This is a genomic window from Mycobacterium persicum (assembly GCF_002086915.1).
GTDB lineage: Bacteria > Actinomycetota > Actinomycetes > Mycobacteriales > Mycobacteriaceae > Mycobacterium > Mycobacterium persicum.
The window spans coordinates 80,833-99,458 of sequence record NZ_MWQA01000001.1; the positions used below are offsets into that span (position 1 = coordinate 80,833).

15 protein-coding genes and 1 pseudogene are annotated in these 18,626 nt (G+C 64.6%); 13 read left to right on the forward strand and 3 right to left on the reverse strand.

Annotated features, from left to right (window positions below; translation table 11 throughout):
* The first annotated feature begins 746 nt into the window (after positions 1 to 746).
* From B4U45_RS00360 to B4U45_RS00380, 5 genes are all read left to right on the forward strand, one after another.
* Positions 747 to 905 carry a hypothetical protein gene (locus B4U45_RS00360; RefSeq protein ID WP_158006328.1) on the forward strand — a complete coding sequence of 53 codons (159 nt, stop codon included), beginning with the start codon at positions 747 to 749 and terminating at the stop codon, positions 903 to 905.
* A gap of 68 nt (positions 906 to 973) precedes the next feature.
* Positions 974 to 2,266: a PPE family protein gene (locus B4U45_RS00365; protein ID WP_122526449.1), complete on the forward strand. Its 1,293-nt coding sequence runs from the start codon at positions 974 to 976 to the stop codon at positions 2,264 to 2,266.
* Positions 2,267 to 2,353: 87 nt separating this feature from the next.
* Positions 2,354 to 3,769 (forward strand): PPE family protein, encoded by a 1,416-nt coding sequence (locus B4U45_RS00370; protein WP_075546621.1) that lies wholly within the window; start codon positions 2,354 to 2,356, stop codon positions 3,767 to 3,769.
* Between the two features lie 146 nt (positions 3,770 to 3,915).
* Positions 3,916 to 4,239, forward strand: a complete 324-nt coding sequence (locus tag B4U45_RS00375) for a DUF732 domain-containing protein (protein WP_075546638.1) — start codon at positions 3,916 to 3,918, stop codon at positions 4,237 to 4,239.
* A gap of 238 nt (positions 4,240 to 4,477) precedes the next feature.
* Positions 4,478 to 5,206, forward strand: a complete 729-nt coding sequence (locus tag B4U45_RS00380; protein WP_036403108.1) for an MgtC/SapB family protein — start codon at positions 4,478 to 4,480, stop codon at positions 5,204 to 5,206.
* Positions 5,207 to 5,229: 23 nt separating this feature from the next.
* Here B4U45_RS00380 and B4U45_RS00385 read toward each other — a convergent pair whose 3' ends face one another.
* Positions 5,230 to 6,429, reverse strand: coding sequence for an NAD(P)/FAD-dependent oxidoreductase (locus B4U45_RS00385; RefSeq protein ID WP_075546637.1), 1,200 nt, complete (start codon positions 6,427 to 6,429; stop codon positions 5,230 to 5,232).
* A 192-nt stretch (positions 6,430 to 6,621) separates the two neighbouring features.
* Here B4U45_RS00385 and B4U45_RS00390 point away from each other — a divergent pair, with 192 nt between their 5' ends.
* The 3 genes from B4U45_RS00390 (at position 6,622) to B4U45_RS00400 (ending at position 8,996) form a co-directional block, all read left to right on the forward strand.
* Complete coding sequence (locus tag B4U45_RS00390) at positions 6,622 to 7,188, forward strand: hemerythrin domain-containing protein (RefSeq protein ID WP_075546620.1); 567 nt, start codon at positions 6,622 to 6,624, stop codon at positions 7,186 to 7,188.
* A 77-nt stretch (positions 7,189 to 7,265) separates the two neighbouring features.
* Positions 7,266 to 8,213, forward strand: coding sequence for a sterol desaturase family protein (locus B4U45_RS00395; RefSeq protein ID WP_075546619.1), 948 nt, complete (start codon positions 7,266 to 7,268; stop codon positions 8,211 to 8,213).
* Positions 8,214 to 8,327: 114 nt separating this feature from the next.
* On the forward strand, positions 8,328 to 8,996 hold the full coding sequence (locus B4U45_RS00400) for an Rv1815 family serine proteinase (RefSeq protein ID WP_075546636.1): 669 nt from the start codon (positions 8,328 to 8,330) through the stop codon (positions 8,994 to 8,996).
* Here B4U45_RS00400 and B4U45_RS00405 read toward each other — a convergent pair.
* Positions 8,993 to 9,442, reverse strand: a complete 450-nt coding sequence (locus B4U45_RS00405) for a nitroreductase/quinone reductase family protein (RefSeq protein ID WP_075546618.1) — start codon at positions 9,440 to 9,442, stop codon at positions 8,993 to 8,995. The two genes, B4U45_RS00400 and B4U45_RS00405, sit on opposite strands and share 4 nt — an antisense overlap.
* A 127-nt stretch (positions 9,443 to 9,569) precedes the next feature.
* Between B4U45_RS00405 and B4U45_RS00410 the strand changes: the two genes are divergently transcribed.
* The 3 genes and pseudogenes from B4U45_RS00410 (at position 9,570) to B4U45_RS00420 (ending at position 12,350) form a co-directional block, all read left to right on the forward strand.
* Entirely contained in the window at positions 9,570 to 10,256 is a 687-nt protein-coding gene (locus tag B4U45_RS00410) for a TetR/AcrR family transcriptional regulator (protein ID WP_075546617.1), read from the forward strand.
* A gap of 125 nt (positions 10,257 to 10,381) precedes the next feature.
* Positions 10,382 to 10,881 (forward strand): annotated as a pseudogene (locus B4U45_RS00415) (VOC family protein).
* Positions 10,878 to 12,350, forward strand: a complete 1,473-nt coding sequence (locus B4U45_RS00420) for an FAD-binding protein (protein WP_075546616.1) — start codon at positions 10,878 to 10,880, stop codon at positions 12,348 to 12,350. The pseudogene B4U45_RS00415 and the gene B4U45_RS00420 overlap by 4 nt, the downstream one beginning before the upstream one ends.
* 124 nt (positions 12,351 to 12,474) lie before the next feature.
* Here B4U45_RS00420 and bacA read toward each other — a convergent pair whose 3' ends face one another.
* Complete coding sequence (gene bacA, locus B4U45_RS00425) at positions 12,475 to 14,394, reverse strand: vitamin B12 ABC transporter pemease/ATP-binding protein BacA (protein WP_075546615.1); 1,920 nt, start codon at positions 14,392 to 14,394, stop codon at positions 12,475 to 12,477.
* 103 nt (positions 14,395 to 14,497) lie between these two features.
* Here bacA and B4U45_RS00430 point away from each other — a divergent pair, with 103 nt between their 5' ends.
* Both B4U45_RS00430 and secA2 read left to right on the forward strand, forming a co-directional pair.
* The gene (locus B4U45_RS00430) at positions 14,498 to 16,141 is read left to right on the forward strand and encodes an acetolactate synthase (RefSeq protein ID WP_075546614.1); all 1,644 of its coding nucleotides are present in this window, start codon (positions 14,498 to 14,500) and stop codon (positions 16,139 to 16,141) included.
* An 88-nt stretch (positions 16,142 to 16,229) separates the two neighbouring features.
* Positions 16,230 to 18,566, forward strand: a complete 2,337-nt coding sequence (secA2, locus tag B4U45_RS00435) for an accessory Sec system translocase SecA2 (RefSeq protein ID WP_083153840.1) — start codon at positions 16,230 to 16,232, stop codon at positions 18,564 to 18,566.
* Positions 18,567 to 18,626: the final 60 nt, after the last annotated feature.

The window sequence follows — 18,626 nt, forward strand, 5'->3', positions numbered from 1 at the left end:
CGATGCAGGGGTTTGCCCCTCAGGGCGACGCGACCTTCAACCTTTCAGGGATTCTCCAGCAACCACCCAGCGGAGTGACAGCGAAATTTCCAGTACGTTCCCGAGGTCACCGGTAACGTCCTCTATTTCAGCAAACAGGAGCACGTCATGGCGATCAGAGGTCAGGTCGGTGGACGTCCACGTCACCGACCTGACACCTGGCACACCATGGGGCCCAGGAAGGTGGTCGGTCTACCGAGCCGCGGCGGTGGTGCGCGATGGACTCCAGTCAGTCGCCGCCGGGTGACATGACATTCAGTTGCTGACGAACTAGCAATCGATTTCTTGCCAGCAGGATCAAGTCCAGGAGGTCGCGAGGCGGCGTTTACCCCAAGAATGCCGCGTAATGATCCAATTATTTGCGGTCTTTGATTTCCGGGGCGATACGATTGGGTAGAAATCATAATTTGGTGATTCAGGTGGCATGTCGATGCTCCTCGGCAATAGTGGCCAATCGTTTTGACCGACATACGTACAATATCGCCGGATTCCCTCTGTTCACGGTTTTGCCGGTGTTGCGCATGGAGTGATCTAACCGTTTAATTCATTGTTCTTCGGGCCAATAGCCGCGGGCGCTCACTGGGTGATCTGGACGGCTGAAGTGATAGCTAAGCTGAGAGTTTTCCAGCGATCAACGATGCGGTGACAGTTACTTTTAACGTCATGATTACACGCCGGGAACGTAATGCAAATAATTATTGTGCAGGGTGACGGTGATGGCCGGATTAGGGGCCGCCACAATCGCGCTGGTGGCGCACCTTGACCAGCAGAAGATTCACACCGGGACAGCCCAGATCGGCGTCAATCACGGGGAATCAAACGTGCAGTGGTCGACGGGGATGAATAATGAGTTCGGTAAGAGCTGACCTAACTCGCGTACGGAACTACACGGCCGTGATTACTATGGCGGGCAGCGAAGAACCGGAGGCAGCAAATGATAGATTTTGGGGCGCTTCCGCCGGAGATCAACTCGGGGCGGATGTACGTCGGGGCGGGTGCTGGTCCGATGTTGGCCGCGGCCGCGGCCTGGGAGGAGTTGGCCGCCGAGTTGCAGTCCGTGGCCGCCTCGTATCGGTCGATTGTCGAGAGTCTGACCGTGGGACCGTGGACGGGCCCGTCGTCCATCGCGATGGCAGCCGCGGTCGCGCCGTACCTGGCCTGGATCCACTCGACGGGGGTTCAAGCAGAGCAAGCCGCCGCCCAGGCGACGGTGGCCGCCGCCGCCTATGAGACGGCGTTCGCGGCGACGGTGCCGCCGCCGGTGATCGCCGCCAACCGAGCGCTGCTGATGACGTTGATCGCCACCAACATTTTCGGGCAGAACACTCCGGCGATCGCGGCCACCGAGGCCGAATACCTGGAAATGTGGGCCCAAGACGCCGCCGCGATGTATGCCTACGCCAGCTCCTCCGCCACGGCCGCTCAGCTGACGCCGTTTACCGAGCCGCCACCGACCACAAACCCGTCGGCAGCGGCGGTCCAATCCGCCGCGGTGGCACCGGCAACCGGCACTGCTGCGGCCTCAGACATCACGCCCCAGCTGTCCCAGCTGATCGCCTCGGTGCCAAATGCGTTGCAAAGCCTCGCCTCGACCACGTCGTTGCCGACGGCGGCGCCGGCGTTGCCGGGATCCATATTCCCGCTGCCGGCGTTGCCGCCATGGCTGGTAACCGATATCGATAACTGGAACATCATCATGGCGGCCCTCAACGGGCCATATTCGCTGCAGGGCCTCGCTGCCATTCCGGGCGGCCCGTTCCTGTCCTTCGGACAGGTCTATGCCTACGCCCAGAATGGCCAGGGTTTGCAGGCCTTTTTCGCCCCCGCCAAGCCCATCACCGGGGCCCTGGCGCCGATCGCTGATTCGCTGGGCGCAAACCTGACCTCCAGCAGCGCAGGTAGTGGTGGACCGGTCAGCGGGGCGATGGGGCGGGCGGCCCTGGTGGGCAGCATGTCGGTGCCGCAGGGGTGGACGCAAGCTGCCCCCGCGATGCGACTGGTCTCCTCGCTGCTGCCCACCAACTTGGCCGCCGCCCCGGCCGCGGCATTTTCCGGCGAGGCAGGGGTATTCGGCCAGATGGCCCTGTCGAGCCTGGCCGGCCGCGCCCTGGCTGCTACCACGTTTGGCTCCGCAGGCACTGGTACGGCAAGTTCATTGGGCGGCGTTGTCGCCGGCGCAGACCCCGCCACCGCCACCATCATCGTGATCCCGGCGCTCGACGAATGACGGCGGTGACGGTGATGATCGGCGCAACGACGGGCCATAGCCCAGCTAGGGCCACTCAAAGCACCCGGCCAGGTAAGGGGTAGAGACGTGTTCTACGCAGCACTTCCACCGGAGATCAATTCGGGGCGGATGTACACCGGTCCCGGGTCGGGCCCGATGCGTGCGGCCGCGGCGGCCTGGGACGCGCTGGCCGCCGAATTACAATCCACCGCTGCAGCGTGCTCATCGGTCATCGACAGCCTGACCAGCGGGCCGTGGGCAGGTCCGTCGGCGCTGGCCATGGCGGCCGCGGCCGCGCCGTATGTGACCTGGCTGCAAGGCACCGCCGCCCAGGCCGCGCACGCGGCCGCCCAGGCCGCCACGGCGGCCAGCGTCTACGAAACAGCGTTCGCCGCACATGTGCCGCCGGTGGAGATCGCGGCCAACCGCAGCCAACTGGCGTCGCTGGTGGCGACCAACATCTTCGGCCAAAACACCCCGGCGATCGCTGCGACCGAGGCGCAATACGGCCAGATGTGGGTCCAAGACGCCGTCGCGATGGACAGCTACGCCGGCTCCTCGGCGACTGCCGGCCAGCTGACGCCGTTCACCGAGCCGCCCCAAGTCGCCAACGCGGCCGGACTGGCCGGCCAAGCCGCTGCGGCGGCCCAAGCCGCCGGAACCTCGGCCGGCACTGCCGCGCAGTCGGTGCTGGCCTCGGCCGATCCGATTTCGTGGTTGCTGCAACTGGGTGCCGACCTCAGCACCGCCTACACAAAGGCGATGAACGACCTGGTGAACGGCATCTTCGGACCAACCGCAGCCGCGGATTATGTCCGCCTGTTTCTCGCCATCAGGGGTCCGCTGGGTTTTACCACGGGATTCAACGATATCGGTTTGCTGGTGAACTTCCCCGTATCGCAGTTCCTCAAGTTCGGCCCGCATTCGGCTGCCGGTGGGCTCGGCGAGTTCCCGAAAGAGGGGCTGGGCGCCGGGCTTGGACTGGCGCCACACTGGGGCCGGGGCTGGCTGACCGGCGCGACATCGGGCGATGTGACGGCGCATTGGGGGCGCGGCACGCTCGTCGGGTCCTTAAGCGTTCCCCCCAGCTGGGCGACGGCCACCCCCGCTATCAGGACCGTGGCGGCCGCATTATCGGCCGCCGGTCCGGAGGCCGTGCCGGCTGCCGCCCTCGGCGAGGGAGGGCTACTCAGCTCGACGGCGCTAGCGGGCATGCTCGGAAGCGCCCTCGGCGCCGGCGCTCCCAGCGCCGTCAGCGGCACCGGCGTCCGCGGCCGTATCGCCCCGTTCAAAGGCCTCAAGGACGCCACTTCGCCGGACAAACTCAAGCGTCTGGTCGCGCAGATATCGGAGAAGCCCGAAAGCGTCCAGCATCACAGCGTCGACCCTGAAGGCCTTGACAGCCTGCTCGAGCAACTGGCGAAGAAACCGGGCATCCACGCCGTGCACCTGTCCAAGGGCGACAAACCCAAAGTGGTGCCCTCGGATTCACAGTTGGGCTGACACGTGGCTGGAGCTATACAGGTGATCAACCGTGATGCCAGGGCCTAGCAGAGGCGTAGTCAAAAACGTTACCGGACAGGGCAGTTCGGGAGTCGAAGTCAGGACCGGGCAACCGCAAGACTGCCGGGGACGGAGGAATGGAAATCATGAAGAAGCTGCTAGCGCTACTAACCCTGGCGGCCATGGTCGGCCTCACGGCGCCTGCCCATGCCGATCCGCAGGAGCCCAGCGGCGCCGACGACGCGGGCTTCCTGGCCGCGCTGCAACAAGCCGGCATCACTTATACCAGTCCGGCGGCAGTCATCGGATCCGCCCAGGCGGTATGCGGGTGCCTGGACAACGGCGAAGCGGGACTGGAAGTGGTCCACGAAGTCAAGGTCCGCAATCCCGGATTCGATATGGAAGCCGCATCGCAATTCGCGGTGATTTCAGCGAAATACTACTGCCCGCATCATTTGAGCCACGTCTGATACGGGGCTGAGCGAGGAGCCCCGGTGGGGGCCCGGCCGCCACGGCCCATGCCGCTCCGGCCAACTATGCATGCGCCTTACGCGGCCTTGCCCGGGATTCAAATTGCTTGAGGTCCAGCATATTTCGCGTGTTGGTCAGCGCCGCAATGCAACCGGTTCGCCGGCTCGCCACCCATCGTTAACCACCATATGCTTAGCTGCCGTCGCCTCGCGCCGGGACAGAAGGGAACGCAGTGCCGTGCAGAACCTGAGCATCGCCGAATTCACGCTCCGGCTCGCCGTCGGCGTTGGCTGTGGGGCCCTGATCGGCCTCGAGCGGCAGTGGCGGGCGCGCATGGCCGGACTGCGTACCAATGCTCTGGTGGCCACCGGAGCGACCCTTTTCGTGTTGTATGCGGCCGCCACCGAGGACAGCAGTCCGACCCGGGTCGCGTCGTATGTGGTGTCGGGCATCGGGTTTCTGGGTGGTGGGGTGATTCTGCGGGAGGGCTTCAACGTGCGCGGCCTCAACACCGCTGCCACCCTGTGGTGCTCAGCTGCAGTCGGTGTGCTCGCCGCCTCTGGACATTTGGTGTTCGCGTTGATCGCCACCGCCACCGTCGTCACCATCCATCTCTTCGGCCGCCCGCTGGGGCGGCTGATCGACCACGACAACACCGTCGAAGAAGACGAAGGCCTGCGGCCCTACCAGCTGCAGGTGCTCTGCCGCCCCAAGTCCGCGAAATATGTGCGCGCTCAGATCGTGCAACACACGGCTCGAAACGACATCACGCTGCGCGGAATCCACACCGGCACAGCCACCGACGACAACATCGCGTTGACCGCTCACCTGCTGATGGACGGCCACACCCCGGCCAAGCTGGAGCGGTTGGTGGCCGAACTATCCTTGCAACCGGGCATATTCGCAGTGCACTGGTATGCCGGCGAACAAACCAATCCGATGTTGCCGATGTCGCCGTCGGACTGATTCGACGTCCAAGCGGGGACTGCTCACGGCCGGGCCTGCAATTCTGGCGCGGCGGCGGCCAGCAGGTCGGCGCGGTTTCGGGTCAGCGGCGGGTAGATCCGCCGGGTGTTGATCGTCTGTTTGGTCGCCTTGGCCTCGGCGCCACACGACACCACTTCGCGATCCCACCCTTCGGTGTACACGGCGCCCGCTGGTCCCAAGTCGAGAACCGTGACATACCAAGGGATTCGAAACGTCAACAACGGCTCGCCGAACAGGTCGCTGATCACGTTGTAGCCGGCGTAGCGGCCCATCGGCCGTCCGTGCTGACACGACATCACCGACACGTGCTCGTCATCGACCTCGGCAACGGCTACATCACCGGCAGCAAAGACGGCCGGTACGCCCACCACCCGCAGGTAGTCGTCGACCGTGACACGACCCAGTCGATCGCGGATCGCCGGTAGTTGCCCGGCAAGCGAATTGGCCCGCATGCCGGCGCACCACACGACGGTGGCCGCGGCGATATGCTCACCCGACGACAGCGATACGCCGGATGCACTGATCTTCGCCACGCTGACCGCGGTCCTGGTCTCGACGCCGTTGTCTGCCAGGGCTTGCTCGATCACCGGCCGCGCTGAGCCGCCCATATCGGAGCCGACGAACGGGTTATGGTCAACCAGCACCACCCGGGGGGCCACCGAACTTCCGACGAATAACGCCCTCAGCCGGCTCGGCATCTCACAGGCTGTCTCGATACCGGTCAGTCCCGCACCGACTACCACCACGGTCGCGGCCGCGGCCGTCGCCGGGCCATCGGCGAGCTTTTTGATCTGGTGCTGCAGCCGGATTGCGTCGTCGTAGGTATCGACATCGAATCCGAACTCGCGCAGACCCGGTACCTCGGGCTTGACCAGCCGACTACCCGCCGCGAGCACTAATCGGTCGTAGCGGTATGTCTGGCCACTCGACGTGGTGACCTTGCGTGCGCCGGCATCGATTCCGGTCACGTTCGCGGTGACATGGGCAACGCCAGCCGGATCGAGCACGTCGGCGAGTGGGATCCGGCAGGCACTCAGGTCGGCTTCGTAGTTGCGCACCCTGATGTCGTGGAACGGTTTGTCGCTTAACACCGTGATGTCCACCGTCCCCGGCGGGACGGCGAGCTGATCGAGTCGTCGGGCAGCGCCCAATGCCGCCCACAGTCCCGCGAACCCAGAGCCGATCACCACTACGCGGGTCAACCGGTCCGCGCCTGAGGCATCCGGGCTGACATCGCAGTGGCTCAGCGGCCGGTCGAGAGCATCCACCCGGGTAACCTCCGTCGATCAGAATCGAGCGCTTGACCGTTTCGGCCGGTCTCGCTGCGGGTATTCGGCCAGTTGATGCGCGCACAGCCCACAGCGCGAATCCCATCACACCGGAGGTCCTGTCGCATGGCCGAAATGCTTGTCGAGACGCCACAAGAAGTGGTCAAGTTTCTCAAAGCCCAGCACGATCTGATCAACGACATGTTCGACGACGTGCTGCACGCGTCGGACCACAAAGCCCGCGAGACCGCCTTTCACGATTTGCGCCAGCTCTTGGCGGTGCACGAGACCGCCGAAGAGATGATCATTCATCCCCGGGTCCGTCGTGAGGTGGCTGCCGGTGACGACATCGCGGATGAGCGACTACGAGAAGAGCACGAGGCCAAGAAGCTGCTGTCGAGCATTGAAAAGTTGGACATCGCATCGCAGGAGTTCATCGACGAGCTCACCAAGCTGCGGCAGGCGGTGGTCGAACATGCCGAACGTGAGGAGAACGAAGAGTTCACCACATTGCAGCGGGAACTCGACGCCGGCGAGCGTCAGCGCATGACAAAGGCGGTCCAAGTGGCCGAGGCCCTCGCACCGACGAGGCCACACCCCGGCGTGGAGTCGGCGAAGCTGAATTTTGCCGTTGGACCGTTCGCGTCGCTGCTCGACCGCGCCCGGGATGCGATCTCGAAGGCGATCGGCTAGCTCGAGCCGAATCCATTTCCGGCCGCGGGCGCAGCGATCCTTGGGCCACCGACTGGATTATCAGTAGTCTGTCTCACGTGAGTGCTTTGACGGGCTTCTGGTCCGTGCTACCCGCGGAGTTGCGGGATCCGGCGTTGTTCGCCATTCCTTTTTTTCTCTTTCTTTTGGCCCTCGAATGGACGGCCGCCCGCAAACTGGAACGAATCGAGGCGGGCGCCACTGAAAGGCCCAGGCCGGTCACCGGCGCTTACCTCACCCGTGATTCCTTGGCAAGCATCTCGATGGGCCTGGTTTCGATTGCCACCACCGCAGGGTGGAAGGGCCTGGCGTTGCTGGGCTACGCGGCAATCTATGCCTATGTTGCCCCGTGGCACCTTTCGGCGGGCCAGTGGTACACCTGGGTGATTGCCATCGTCGGTGTCGACGTGCTTTATTACACTTATCACCGGATCGCCCACCGGGTCCGGTTGATCTGGGCCACCCATCAAGCCCACCACTCGAGCGAATACTTCAACTTTGCCACCGCGCTCCGCCAGAAGTGGAACAACAGCGGCGAGATCCTGATGTGGGTGCCGTTGCCGCTCGTGGGCGTACCGCCCTGGATGGTGTTCTTCGCCTTCTCGGTGAGCCTGATCTACCAGTTCTGGGTGCACACCGAACGGATCGACAAGCTGCCGCGGTGGTTCGAGTTCATTTTCAACACGCCGTCGCATCACCGAGTACACCATGGGATGGACCAGATCTACCTGGACAGGAACTACGGCGGCATCCTGATCATCTGGGATCGGCTGTTCGGCAGTTTCCAGGCCGAGGTTTTCCGCCCCCATTATGGCCTGACCAAGCAGGTAAACACGTTCAATATCTGGAAACTGCAGACCTACGAATACCTGGCGATTGCGCGCGACTGCCGATCAGCGACGCGGCTGCGTGATCGGCTCGGCTACGTCTTCGGCCCTCCGGGCTGGCAGCCGCGCATGGCGGCCACCGCGGCCGATGGTGCCGTGGCTGTCGCCTCGTCGCGGTAGCGGCGCTCCGCCGGTCAAGGTAACGCGGGCGGCGGCGATAACGAAAAATATTCCGTCGGGTACGCCGTAATTTCAGATTCCGGTCGGCATGCCGGCCCTGAAAGGATGGAGTCCATGGTGCGCCGCCTGGCACTGCGCGCATTCGCGGTATCGGCTACTGTCGCGGCGCTGGCGTGCGGGCTGCCTCCGACCGCCTATGCGGAGCCGCCGCTGGTGTTCCCGGGCATGGAAATCCACCAGGATATCCACATCTGCACTTTGGCGTATGTGGACACCAAACTGCACATGGCTTTCAGCGCAGGTCACTGCCGGGGTGAGGGAGCAGTCAGCGACCGCGACAACAACGTCATCGGGCACTTGCGGGCGTTTCGTGACAACACCCCGAGCGGTTCCACGGTGGCCACCGACCAGTCGATCGACGACTACGAGGCGATTGCACTGGTCGACGGCGTCAGGGTGAGCGACGTCCTGCCGGGCGGACGGCAGTTGACGTCGCGGCCCGGCGTGGTCGCCCAACCGGGCCAAGCGGTTTGCCATTTCGGCATCAGCACCGGGGAAACCTGCGGAACCGTCGACAGTGTCAACAACGGGTGGTTCACCATGACCGGGGGTGTCGCCAGCCAGAAGGGCGATTCCGGTGGACCGGTGTATTTGATCGGCAACGGGCCCGGACAGCTCATCGGAATCTTCAACAGCGTTTGGGGGCAATATCCCGCCGCCGTCTCCTGGCAAGCGGCCTCTGATCAGCTCCGTCAGGATCTCGGCGTCCCCGCCGCCAACTAGCCGTCGGCCTTGCCCAGGGCAAACACCGGGATCATCGGTGCCGCCGCGCGCAACTCGTCATCGCCGGATTGTGGGGTCAAGCCTCCGACGTACCCTTTGACCTGCCAATACCATCTGGCCAGGTAGCGGCTGAGGATTTTCGGTTTGGCCTCGTCGGCCAGTTCGCTGACCGTGGCGTTCTTGCTACGCCAACACGGACCCATATCGATGACACCTGCCGCTCTGACATTGCGCGCCCATTGGGTGTCACCGCGGGGGGACACCACATACTCCACATCGTCGACGGTCAGCAGGTTGACCACCACGGGGCGTAGTTTGCCCGTCTTGCGGCCCCGGACGCGCAGCACCCGGGTGCCGGCGATGCCGATCCCGAGTTCGGCCAGCCAACGGACAGCGGTGTTCGCGGCACGGGCGGTCCGGGTGGGCGTTTGGTAGCGGGTGGTCATGGCGCTCCTTTTGAGCCTCTCGAGCCTTGTGAAACCTTCCGAGAGCACTGCTCTCGATACTGGAAACGCTGCCATAACTCCGAAACAAAAGCAAGAGCGGTGATCTCGGTTATGTCAGAATTGCGGCGTGGGCAAACGTCAGGAGGCCAGGGAGCAGATCGAGTCCAAGATCGTCGAGCTCGGCCGCCGCCACCTAGTGGATCACGGCGCAGCCGGGCTATCGCTACGTGCGATTGCCCGCGAGCTGGGCATGGTGTCCTCCGCGGTATATCGGTACGTTTCCAGCCGCGACGAGCTCCTGACGTTGCTGCTTGTCGACGCATACTCCGATCTGGCCGACACCGTGGACCGCGCTCGCGCCGCGGCCGGCCTCGACTCATGGAGCGACGACGTTATCGCCATCGCCCATGCGGTCCGCTGTTGGGCCGTTGCGCACCCGGCGCAGTGGGCGCTGCTGTACGGCAGCCCCGTCCCCGGCTATCACGCGCCACCAGAACGCACTGTCGGTGTCGGTACCCGCGTGGTCCGAGCGTTCTTCGACGCAATTGCGGGGGCAATTGCCACCGGCGATATCGTTTTGACGAATAACGTTGCTTCCCAGCCGATGTCATCGGATTTCGAGCGGCTTCGCCGGGAGTTCGACTTTCCCGGCGATGACCGTGTCGTCGCCAAGTGCTTCTTGCTGTGGGCCGCCGTGGTGGGTGCGATCGGCCTGGAGGTGTTCGGACAGTATGGCGCCGACACGCTGACTGAGCCGGGCCAGGTCTTCGACAGTCAGGTGCGGCTACTGGTCGACGTCTTGGCTCAGCATTGAGGATGCGGTAGTCACCAAGAATTAGAACGTGTTCATCCGCCGCATTCGAGCCAGCTGCCGGCGGTGACGGCAAAGTTCCTGCTGGCCCTTTCTGGTGCCACCGGGCTGAGCTATTCTGCGAGACGATGAACTTTCCCGTTCCGTCGCCGAGGCAGATCGCATGGGTGACCACGGACCTGGATGCCACGGAAACAGCGCTCACCGGCCTATTGGGTGTGCGGAAGTGGGTACGGATACCCGACGTGCACTTTGCTCCCGATACTTGCAGCTACTACGACAAGCCCGCCGACTTCGTCGCGAGCATCTCACTGAGCTACCTGGGCGACATGCAGTTAGAGCTCCTCTCCCCGGTCCGCGGGGAGAATATCTATAGTGATTTTCTGCGTGACTCTGGTCCCGGTCTGCACCACATTTGCATGGAAGTCGAGAGCCCGGAGCGGCTGGAGGCCGCCCTGGTTGAGGCGACCGAGAACGGCGCCACTGTGTCCAGCGGGGCGTGATGCCCGGCGGGATCCAGTTTGCCTACCTGGCGGCGCCGCAGGCCGGGGTGCCGTTTGTGGAGATCGCGTATTTCTCGCCGGAGATCAGGGCGTTCTACGACTACATCAAACGGGAGCAACGGTGAGCACCGACCTACCAGGGACTGTCAACGCGGGCTCGGTGGCGTCATGGTCGGACGACGTCGATATGGTGGTGATCGGCTTCGGCATTGCCGGCGGCTGTGCGGCGGTGACGGCGGCTGCGGCGGGCGCCCGCGTGCTGGTGCTCGAGCGGGCCGCCGCGGCGGGCGGCACCACGTCGCTGGCAGGCGGGCATTTCTACCTGGGCGGCGGGACCGCGGTCCAGCGGACGACCGGTCATCCTGATTCGCCGGACGAGATGTATAAGTACCTGGTTGCGGTGTCGCGGCGGCCCGATCGCGCCAAGATCCGGGCGTACTGCGACGGCAGTGTGGAGCATTTCAATTGGCTGGAAGACCTGGGCTTTCAGTTCGAGCGCAGCTACTTTCCGGGCAAGGCGGTGATCCAGCCCAACACCGAGGGGCTGATGTTCACCGGCAACGAGAAGGTCTGGCCCTTCTTCGAGAAGGCGGTGCCGGCGCCGCGTGGCCATAAGGTGCCCGTGCCCGGCGACACCGGCGGCGCCAGTATGGTGATCGACCTGCTGCTCAAGCGAGCGGCGAGTTTGGGCGTGCAAATCCGCTACGAGACCGGGGCCACCGAGCTCATCGTGGACGGCTCGGGGGCAGTGACCGGAGTGATGTGGAAGCGATTCTCCGAAACGGGTGCGATCAAAGCCAAGTCGGTGATCATCGCCGCCGGGGGATTCGTGATGAATCCCGACATGGTCGCCAAGTACACCCCGAAACTGGCCGAGAAACCCTTCGTGCTGGGCAACACTTATGACGACGGCCTGGGCATCCGGATGGGCGTTTCGGCCGGCGGCGCCACCGAGCACATGGATCAGATTTTCATCACGGCTCCGCCGTACCCGCCGTCCATCCTGCTCACCGGAGTGATCGTCAACAAGCTCGGACGGCGGTTCGTCGCCGAGGATTCCTACCACTCGCGGACTGCGGGTTTCATCATGGAACAACCGGACAGCGCGGCGTATCTGATCGTCGACGAGGCGCATCTGGAACGTCCCACGATGCCGCTGGTCCCGTTGATCGACGGCTGGGAAACGGTCGCCGAGATGGAAGCTGCGCTGGGCATTCCGCGAGGCAATCTCACGGCGACCCTGGACCGCTACAACACCTATGCCGCGCGCGGCGAAGATCCCGACTTTCACAAACAGCCGGAATTCCTTGCGCCACAAGACAAAGGGCCGTGGGGAGCTTTCGATATGTCACTGGGTAAGGCGATGTATGCCGGCTTCACCCTCGGTGGGCTGGCCACGTCGGTGGACGGCGAGGTGCTGCGCGAAGACGGCTCGGTGATACCCGGGCTGTATGCGGCCGGAGCGTGTGCATCCAACATCGCCCAGGATGGCAAGGGCTATGCCAGTGGTACGCAGCTGGGCGAGGGCTCGTACTTCGGCCGCCGCGCCGGAGCGCACGCGGCCCGGCGGGCCGGGGGCGCGCAGGTGCGTTGAGTGTGGGCGCCGGAGCGCACGCGGCCCGGCGGGCCGGGGGCGCGACTCACCGAGATTGCGGCTACGGTCGTGGCGCACGTCGAATCCACAACCGTCACGGCAATATCGGCGCGGGATTCAACGACTAGACCCGCACCGGCTCCTTCGTCACTGGGCTCAGCCGCCATGGCCCGCCGCCCAGTAATTCAAGCTGTTGGTCGTGCAGGCGCTCAAGCGCGGGCCGGTGGCTGACACTGACGATGATGCAATCCGGCAGTTCGCGGCGCAGCAGTTCGTAGAGCGCGAATTCCAGACCCGCGTCGAGCGCCGACGTGCTCTCGTCGAGAAATGCGGCTTTGGGTTTGGTGAGCAGGATGCGGGCGAAGGCAACGCGCTGTTGCTCGCCGGGGGACAGCACCTTGGCCCAGTCGCGTTCTTCTTCGAGACGGTCGCAGAGCGGCGCGAGGGCCACCTTGGTGAGCGTGTCGCGCACGATGTCGTCGGGGATGACGAATGGGGGATTCGGGTAGCACACCACGTCCCGCAGAGTGCCCAGCGGCACATACGGCAATTGCGACAAGAACATCGTTTCGTTGTCGCCGTCCGGACGGCGCAGGGTCCCCGAGGCATACGGCCACAGTTCGGCCAGGCTGCGCAGCAGCGAGGTCTTGCCGGACCCGGAACGGCCGGTGATCACCAGCGAATCGCCGCGGTCCAGCCGCACATCGAGCGGATCGATCAGCCGATCTCCAGCGGGGGTGCGAACTTCGATCTCGTTGAGCTCAACGGACTCGTCGTCACTTGGCCGGGTCAGCACCGCAGGCAGCGCGCGGCCCTTCTCGTTGGCGTCAACCAGGCCGTATAACCGGATGATCGCCGCGCGGAACGAGGCGAACGCGTCGTAGTTGTTGCGGAAGAACGACAACGAGTCGTGGATATTGCCGAACGCGGTGGCCGTCTGACTCACGTCGCCGAATTCGATTTGCCCGGCGAACAATCGCGGCGCCTGGATCACCCACGGCAACGGAACAATCGTCTGACTCACCGACAGGTTCCATCCGTTGAAAGCGATGCTGCGGCGAACGTATCGGCGGTAGTTGTCGATCACCGGCCGGAACCGCTGCTGCAATTGCGCGCCCTCGACCCGCTCACCGCGGTAGAAGCCCACAGCTTCGGCGGCGTCTCGCAGTCGCACCAACGCGTACCGGAAAGCGGCATTGAGCTTTTCGTTACGGAAACTGAGCCAGATCAGTGGACGCCCGATGACGAAGGATATGACCGTGGCAACGAGGACATAGCCAAGGACGGTCCAAAACATTGCCCGCGGGAAGGAGACACCCCATAGATTCAGGGTTCCGGAGAGGTTCCACAGGATCGCGGTGAAGGAAATCACCGAGATAATCGATTGCACTGCACCGAAAAGCAGCGTGCTACCCGTGCCGTTTGACGGCGCGTTGGGCGTGCCACCCACTCCGGCTGTGAAAATGTCGATGTCCTGCTGGATACGCTGGTCGGGGTTGTCGATCGTCTCGTCGATGAACAGATCCCGGTAGTAGGCCCTGCCGTCGAGCCAATCCCTGGTGAGGTGGTCGGTCAGCCACACCCTCCAGGCGATGATGAAGCGCTGCGTCAGATAGATGTCGGCCATCACCCGGACCACGTGTATCACGGCCATGACGCTGAAAACCCCGATCGACATCCAAAACCCGTGCACGCCTGAGCGTTTCACCACCTCATCGCCGGCGGCGGCACCTTGGAATGCTTTCTGCAGGGCGGTGTACATGTCGTTGCCCTGGTAGCTGAACAGCACATTCAGGCGCACGGCCAGGACCACCGATAGCAACAGCACGCCCAGCATCAGCCACACCCCAATGCTCCTGGGTCCGACGAAGTACTCACGGGTGATCCGCCAGTACTGTCGCCCCCAGGGCGTCAGGAACCTGAGCAGAACCAGCACGACCAGGACACAGACGGCGCTGATCGCCCAGGCTTTGCCGATCCAGTACAGCGAATCCACAAATGCCCCCGACCAGTCGATCGAGGGAGTAAACGGCTTCGGGCCCAAGGTCGATGCTCCTCACGGACGAGGTGTTCAGACGGCTGCTGAACAGAAATCCTTCGGCGAAGGTACCGGAAGGATGCAGATAGGCTTTCGAAATATGACGGATATGAGCGCCGGCGCCGCCCCGGCCCAGACAATGCATGCGGGACGGCTGATAGCGCGACGGCTCAAAGCCAGCGGTATCGACACGGTTTTCACACTGTCGGGCGGACACCTGTTTTCGGTCTACGACGGCTGCCGCGAAGAGGGCATCCGGCTGATCGACACCCGTCATGAGCAAAGTGCCGCCTTCGCCGCCGAGGGCTGGTCCAAGGTGACCAGGGTGCCCGGGGTGGCCGCACTTACCGCGGGTCCGGGCGTCACCAACGGGATGAGCGCGATGGCTGCCGCCCAACAGAACCAGTCGCCGCTCGTGGTGCTCGGCGGTCGGGCGCCGGCATTGCGGTGGGGGATGGGCTCTTTGCAGGAGATCGACCACGTACCGTTTGTCGCGCCGCTGGCCCGCTTTGCCGCCACCGCACAGTCAGCCGACGACGCCGGCCGGCTGGTCGACGACGCCCTCCAGGCCGCGGTCGGCGCCCCGGCGGGGGTGGCTTTCGTAGATTTTCCGATGGACCACGTGTTCTCCATGTCCGACGATGACGGCCGCCCCGGCGCACTAACGGACTTACCCACGGCCGAAAGCCCCGATGGTGAAGCCCTGGACCGAGCGTTCGGCCTGCTCTCGGCGGCACAACGTCCGGTCATCATGGCGGGCACCAACGTCTGGTGGGGCCACGCGGAGACGGAGCTACTGCGTCTTGCCGAGAAACGCCGGATTCCGGTGCTAATGAACGGGATGGCCCGTGGCGTTGTGCCGGCTGACCACCCGCAGGCTTTTTCCCGGGCACGATCGAAAGCGTTGGGGCAGGCCGATGTTGCCCTGATCGTCGGTGTGCCCATGGATTTCCGTCTGGGATTCGGCGGAGTTTTCGGGTCGCAGACCCAGCTCGTCGTCGCCGACCGCGCCGAACCGGAGCGCGGTCATCCGCGTGCCGTGGCGGCCGGCCTGTACGGGGATTTGCGGGCGATCCTGGCGGCGCTGACCGGACCCGGCGGCACCGACCACCGGGACTGGATCGAGGAGCTGCGGACCACCGAGACCGCGGCGCGCGACGCGGAAAAAGTCGAGCTTGCCGAGGAACGGATCCCACTGCATCCGATGCGGGTGTACGCCGAGTTGGCTCCGCTACTGGATCGCGACGCCATCGTGGTGATCGACGCCGGTGACTTCGGGTCCTACGCCGGGCGGGTGATCGACAGCTATCAGCCGGGTTGCTGGCTCGACAGCGGTCCCTTCGGATGTCTGGGTTCGGGGCCCGGTTACGCCTTGGCCGCGAAATTGGCCCGACCGGAGCGTCAAGTGGTGTTACTGCAGGGTGACGGCGCGTTCGGGTTCAGCGGCATGGAGTGGGACACCCTGGTTCGGCACAATGTGCCGGTCGTGTCGATCGTCGGCAATAACGGCATCTGGGGATTGGAGAAGCACCCGATGGAGGCGCTGTACGGCTACTCGGTGGTGGCCGAGCTACGCCCGGGAACCCGCTACGACGAGGTGGCGCGGGCCCTGGGTGCGCACGGAGAGCTGGTGTCGACGCCCGCCGAGCTGCGCCCGGCGCTGCAGCGGGCCTTCGCCAGTGGTCTGCCGTCGGTCGTCAACGTGCTGACCGACCCGACCGTCGCGTACCCGCGGCGGTCGAACTTGGCCTGATGCGCAAAGATCCGGCCTGTCGAGGCTGGGCGCGTTGCCGGTAACCACGTCCGCTCGCGTCTGCCGCGGGGTCACGTACCGTTGACGTGTGCCCAAGACCACACGCGCTGAACCAGGCCGCCTGAGCAGCCGATTTTGGCGACTTCTCGGCGCCAGTACGGAAAAGAATCGAAACCGGTCCCTGACCCAGGTGATCGCTTCGGCCGACTACGACGAAGAAGCCGCCGACCTCACCGACGAAAAGCTGCGCCGCGCGGCCGGACTGCTCAACCTCGACGATCTCGCGGACGCCGCCGACATCCCCCAATTTCTGGCCATCGCCCGGGAAGCAGCCGAGCGGGCGACCGGTCTACGTCCGTTCGACGTGCAATTGCTGGGTGCGCTGCGCATGCTCGCCGGTGACGTGATCGAAATGGCGACCGGTGAGGGCAAGACGCTTGCCGGCGCGATCGCGGCGGCCGGCTATGCACTGGCCGGCCGGCATGTCCACGTCGTGACCATCAACGACTACCTGGCCCGCCGCGACGCGGAGTGGATGGGCCCGCTGTTGGAGGCGTTGGGCCTGACGGTCGGGTGGATCACCGCCGAGTCGACCAGCGAGGACCGCAAAGCGGCTTACGGCCGTGATGTCACCTATGCCTCGGTCAACGAGATCGGTTTTGATGTGCTGCGCGATCAGCTGGTCACCGACGTGGAAGACCTGGTATCGCCCAATCCGGACGTGGCCCTCATCGATGAGGCCGACTCCGTGCTGGTCGACGAGGCGCTGGTGCCCCTGGTGCTGGCCGGCACGACCCACCGGGAGACACCGCGGCTGGAAATCATCCGCCTGATTGCCGAGTTGGTACCCGGCACCGACTATGAGACCGATTCCGACAGCCGTAACGTGCACCTGACCGACACCGGCGCTCGCAAAGTCGAGAAGGCGCTCGGTGGCATCGACTTGTACTCCGAGGAACATGTGGGCACCACGCTGACCGAGGTCAACGTCGCCCTGCACGCGCATGTCCTGTTGCAGCGCGATGTGCACTACATCGTCCGGGACGGCGCGGTACATCTGATCAATTCCTCGCGCGGGCGCATCGCACAACTGCAGCGCTGGCCGGACGGGCTGCAGGCCGCCGTCGAAGCCAAGGAGGGCATCGAGACCACCGAAACCGGCGAGGTGCTCGACACCATCACGGTGCAGGCGCTGATCAACCGCTACGCCACGGTATGCGGTATGACCGGTACCGCGTTGGCCGCCGGTGAACAGCTGCGCCAGTTCTACAAGCTCGGTGTGTCGCCGATACCACCCAACACCCCGAACATCCGAGAAGACGAGGCCGACCGGGTCTACATCACAGCGGCGGCAAAGAACGACGCGATCATCGCGCATATCGGCGAAGTACACGACACCGGGCAGCCGGTGCTGGTGGGCACGCATGACGTTGCCGAGTCCGAGGAGCTTCACGAAAGGCTGCTGCGGCGCGGCGTTCCCGCGGTAGTGCTCAACGCGAAAAACGACGCGGAGGAGGCGCAGGTGATCGCCGAGGCCGGCAAATTCGGTGCGGTCACCGTGTCGACGCAGATGGCCGGACGCGGCACCGACATTCGGCTGGGCGGCTCCGACGAAGCCGACCATGACCGCGTCGCCGAACTGGGTGGCCTGCACGTAGTCGGCACCGGTCGCCATCACACCCAGCGGTTGGACAACCAGTTGCGCGGGCGGGCCGGACGCCAGGGCGACCCAGGGTCGTCGGTGTTCTTCTCGAGCTGGGAAGACGACGTCGTCGCGGCCAACCTCGACACCAACAAATTGCCGATGGACACCGACGAGGACGGCCGAATCGTCAGTCCGAAGAGCGGGAGTTTGCTCGACCATGCCCAGCGCGTCGCCGAGGGCCGGTTGCTGGATGTGCATGCGAACACCTGGCGCTACAACCAGTTGATCGCCCAACAACGCGCCATCATCGTCGAACGACGAAACACCTTGCTGCGCACCGCGACCGCGCGTGAGGAACTGGCCGAACTGGCGCCCGAGAGGTACCAGCAGCTGGCTCAGGCGATGTCCGAGGACGGGTCCGACGAGCGCCTCGAGAAGATCTGCCGGCTGATCATGCTGTACCACCTGGACCGCGGCTGGGCCGATCACCTGGCGTATCTGGCCGATATCCGGGAGAGTATCCACCTGCGAGCGCTGGGTCGGCAGAACCCGCTCGACGAGTTCCACCGGTTGGCGGTGGATGCGTTCGCGTCGCTGGCCGCAGATGCGATCGAGGCCGCACAGCAGACCTTCGAAACGGCCAACGTTCTCGAAGAAGAGCCCGGGCTGGATCTGTCCAAGCTGGCGCGGCCGACGTCGACGTGGACCTACATGGTCAACGACAACCCACTGTCCGACGACACGCTGTCCACACTGAGCCTGCCCGGCGTGTTCCGCTGAGCCTGTCGGGCTTGAGCCGCGAATGTAACGTCAGTGCGAAAATCGGTGCCGGAAATCGAC

What these genes read in the sequence shown, in the direction of transcription:
- B4U45_RS00365 (WP_122526449.1), top strand. Translation starts at nt 974, where the DNA reads ATGATAGATTTTGGGGCGCTTCCGCCGGAGATCAACTCGGGGCGGATG.
- B4U45_RS00375 (WP_075546638.1), top strand. Translation starts at nt 3,916, where the DNA reads ATGAAGAAGCTGCTAGCGCTACTAACCCTGGCGGCCATGGTCGGCCTC.
- B4U45_RS00390 (WP_075546620.1), top strand. Translation starts at nt 6,622, where the DNA reads ATGGCCGAAATGCTTGTCGAGACGCCACAAGAAGTGGTCAAGTTTCTC.
- B4U45_RS00400 (WP_075546636.1), top strand. Translation starts at nt 8,328, where the DNA reads ATGGTGCGCCGCCTGGCACTGCGCGCATTCGCGGTATCGGCTACTGTC.
- B4U45_RS00405 (WP_075546618.1), bottom strand. Translation starts at nt 9,442, where the DNA reads ATGACCACCCGCTACCAAACGCCCACCCGGACCGCCCGTGCCGCGAAC.
- B4U45_RS00430 (WP_075546614.1), top strand. Translation starts at nt 14,498, where the DNA reads ATGAGCGCCGGCGCCGCCCCGGCCCAGACAATGCATGCGGGACGGCTG.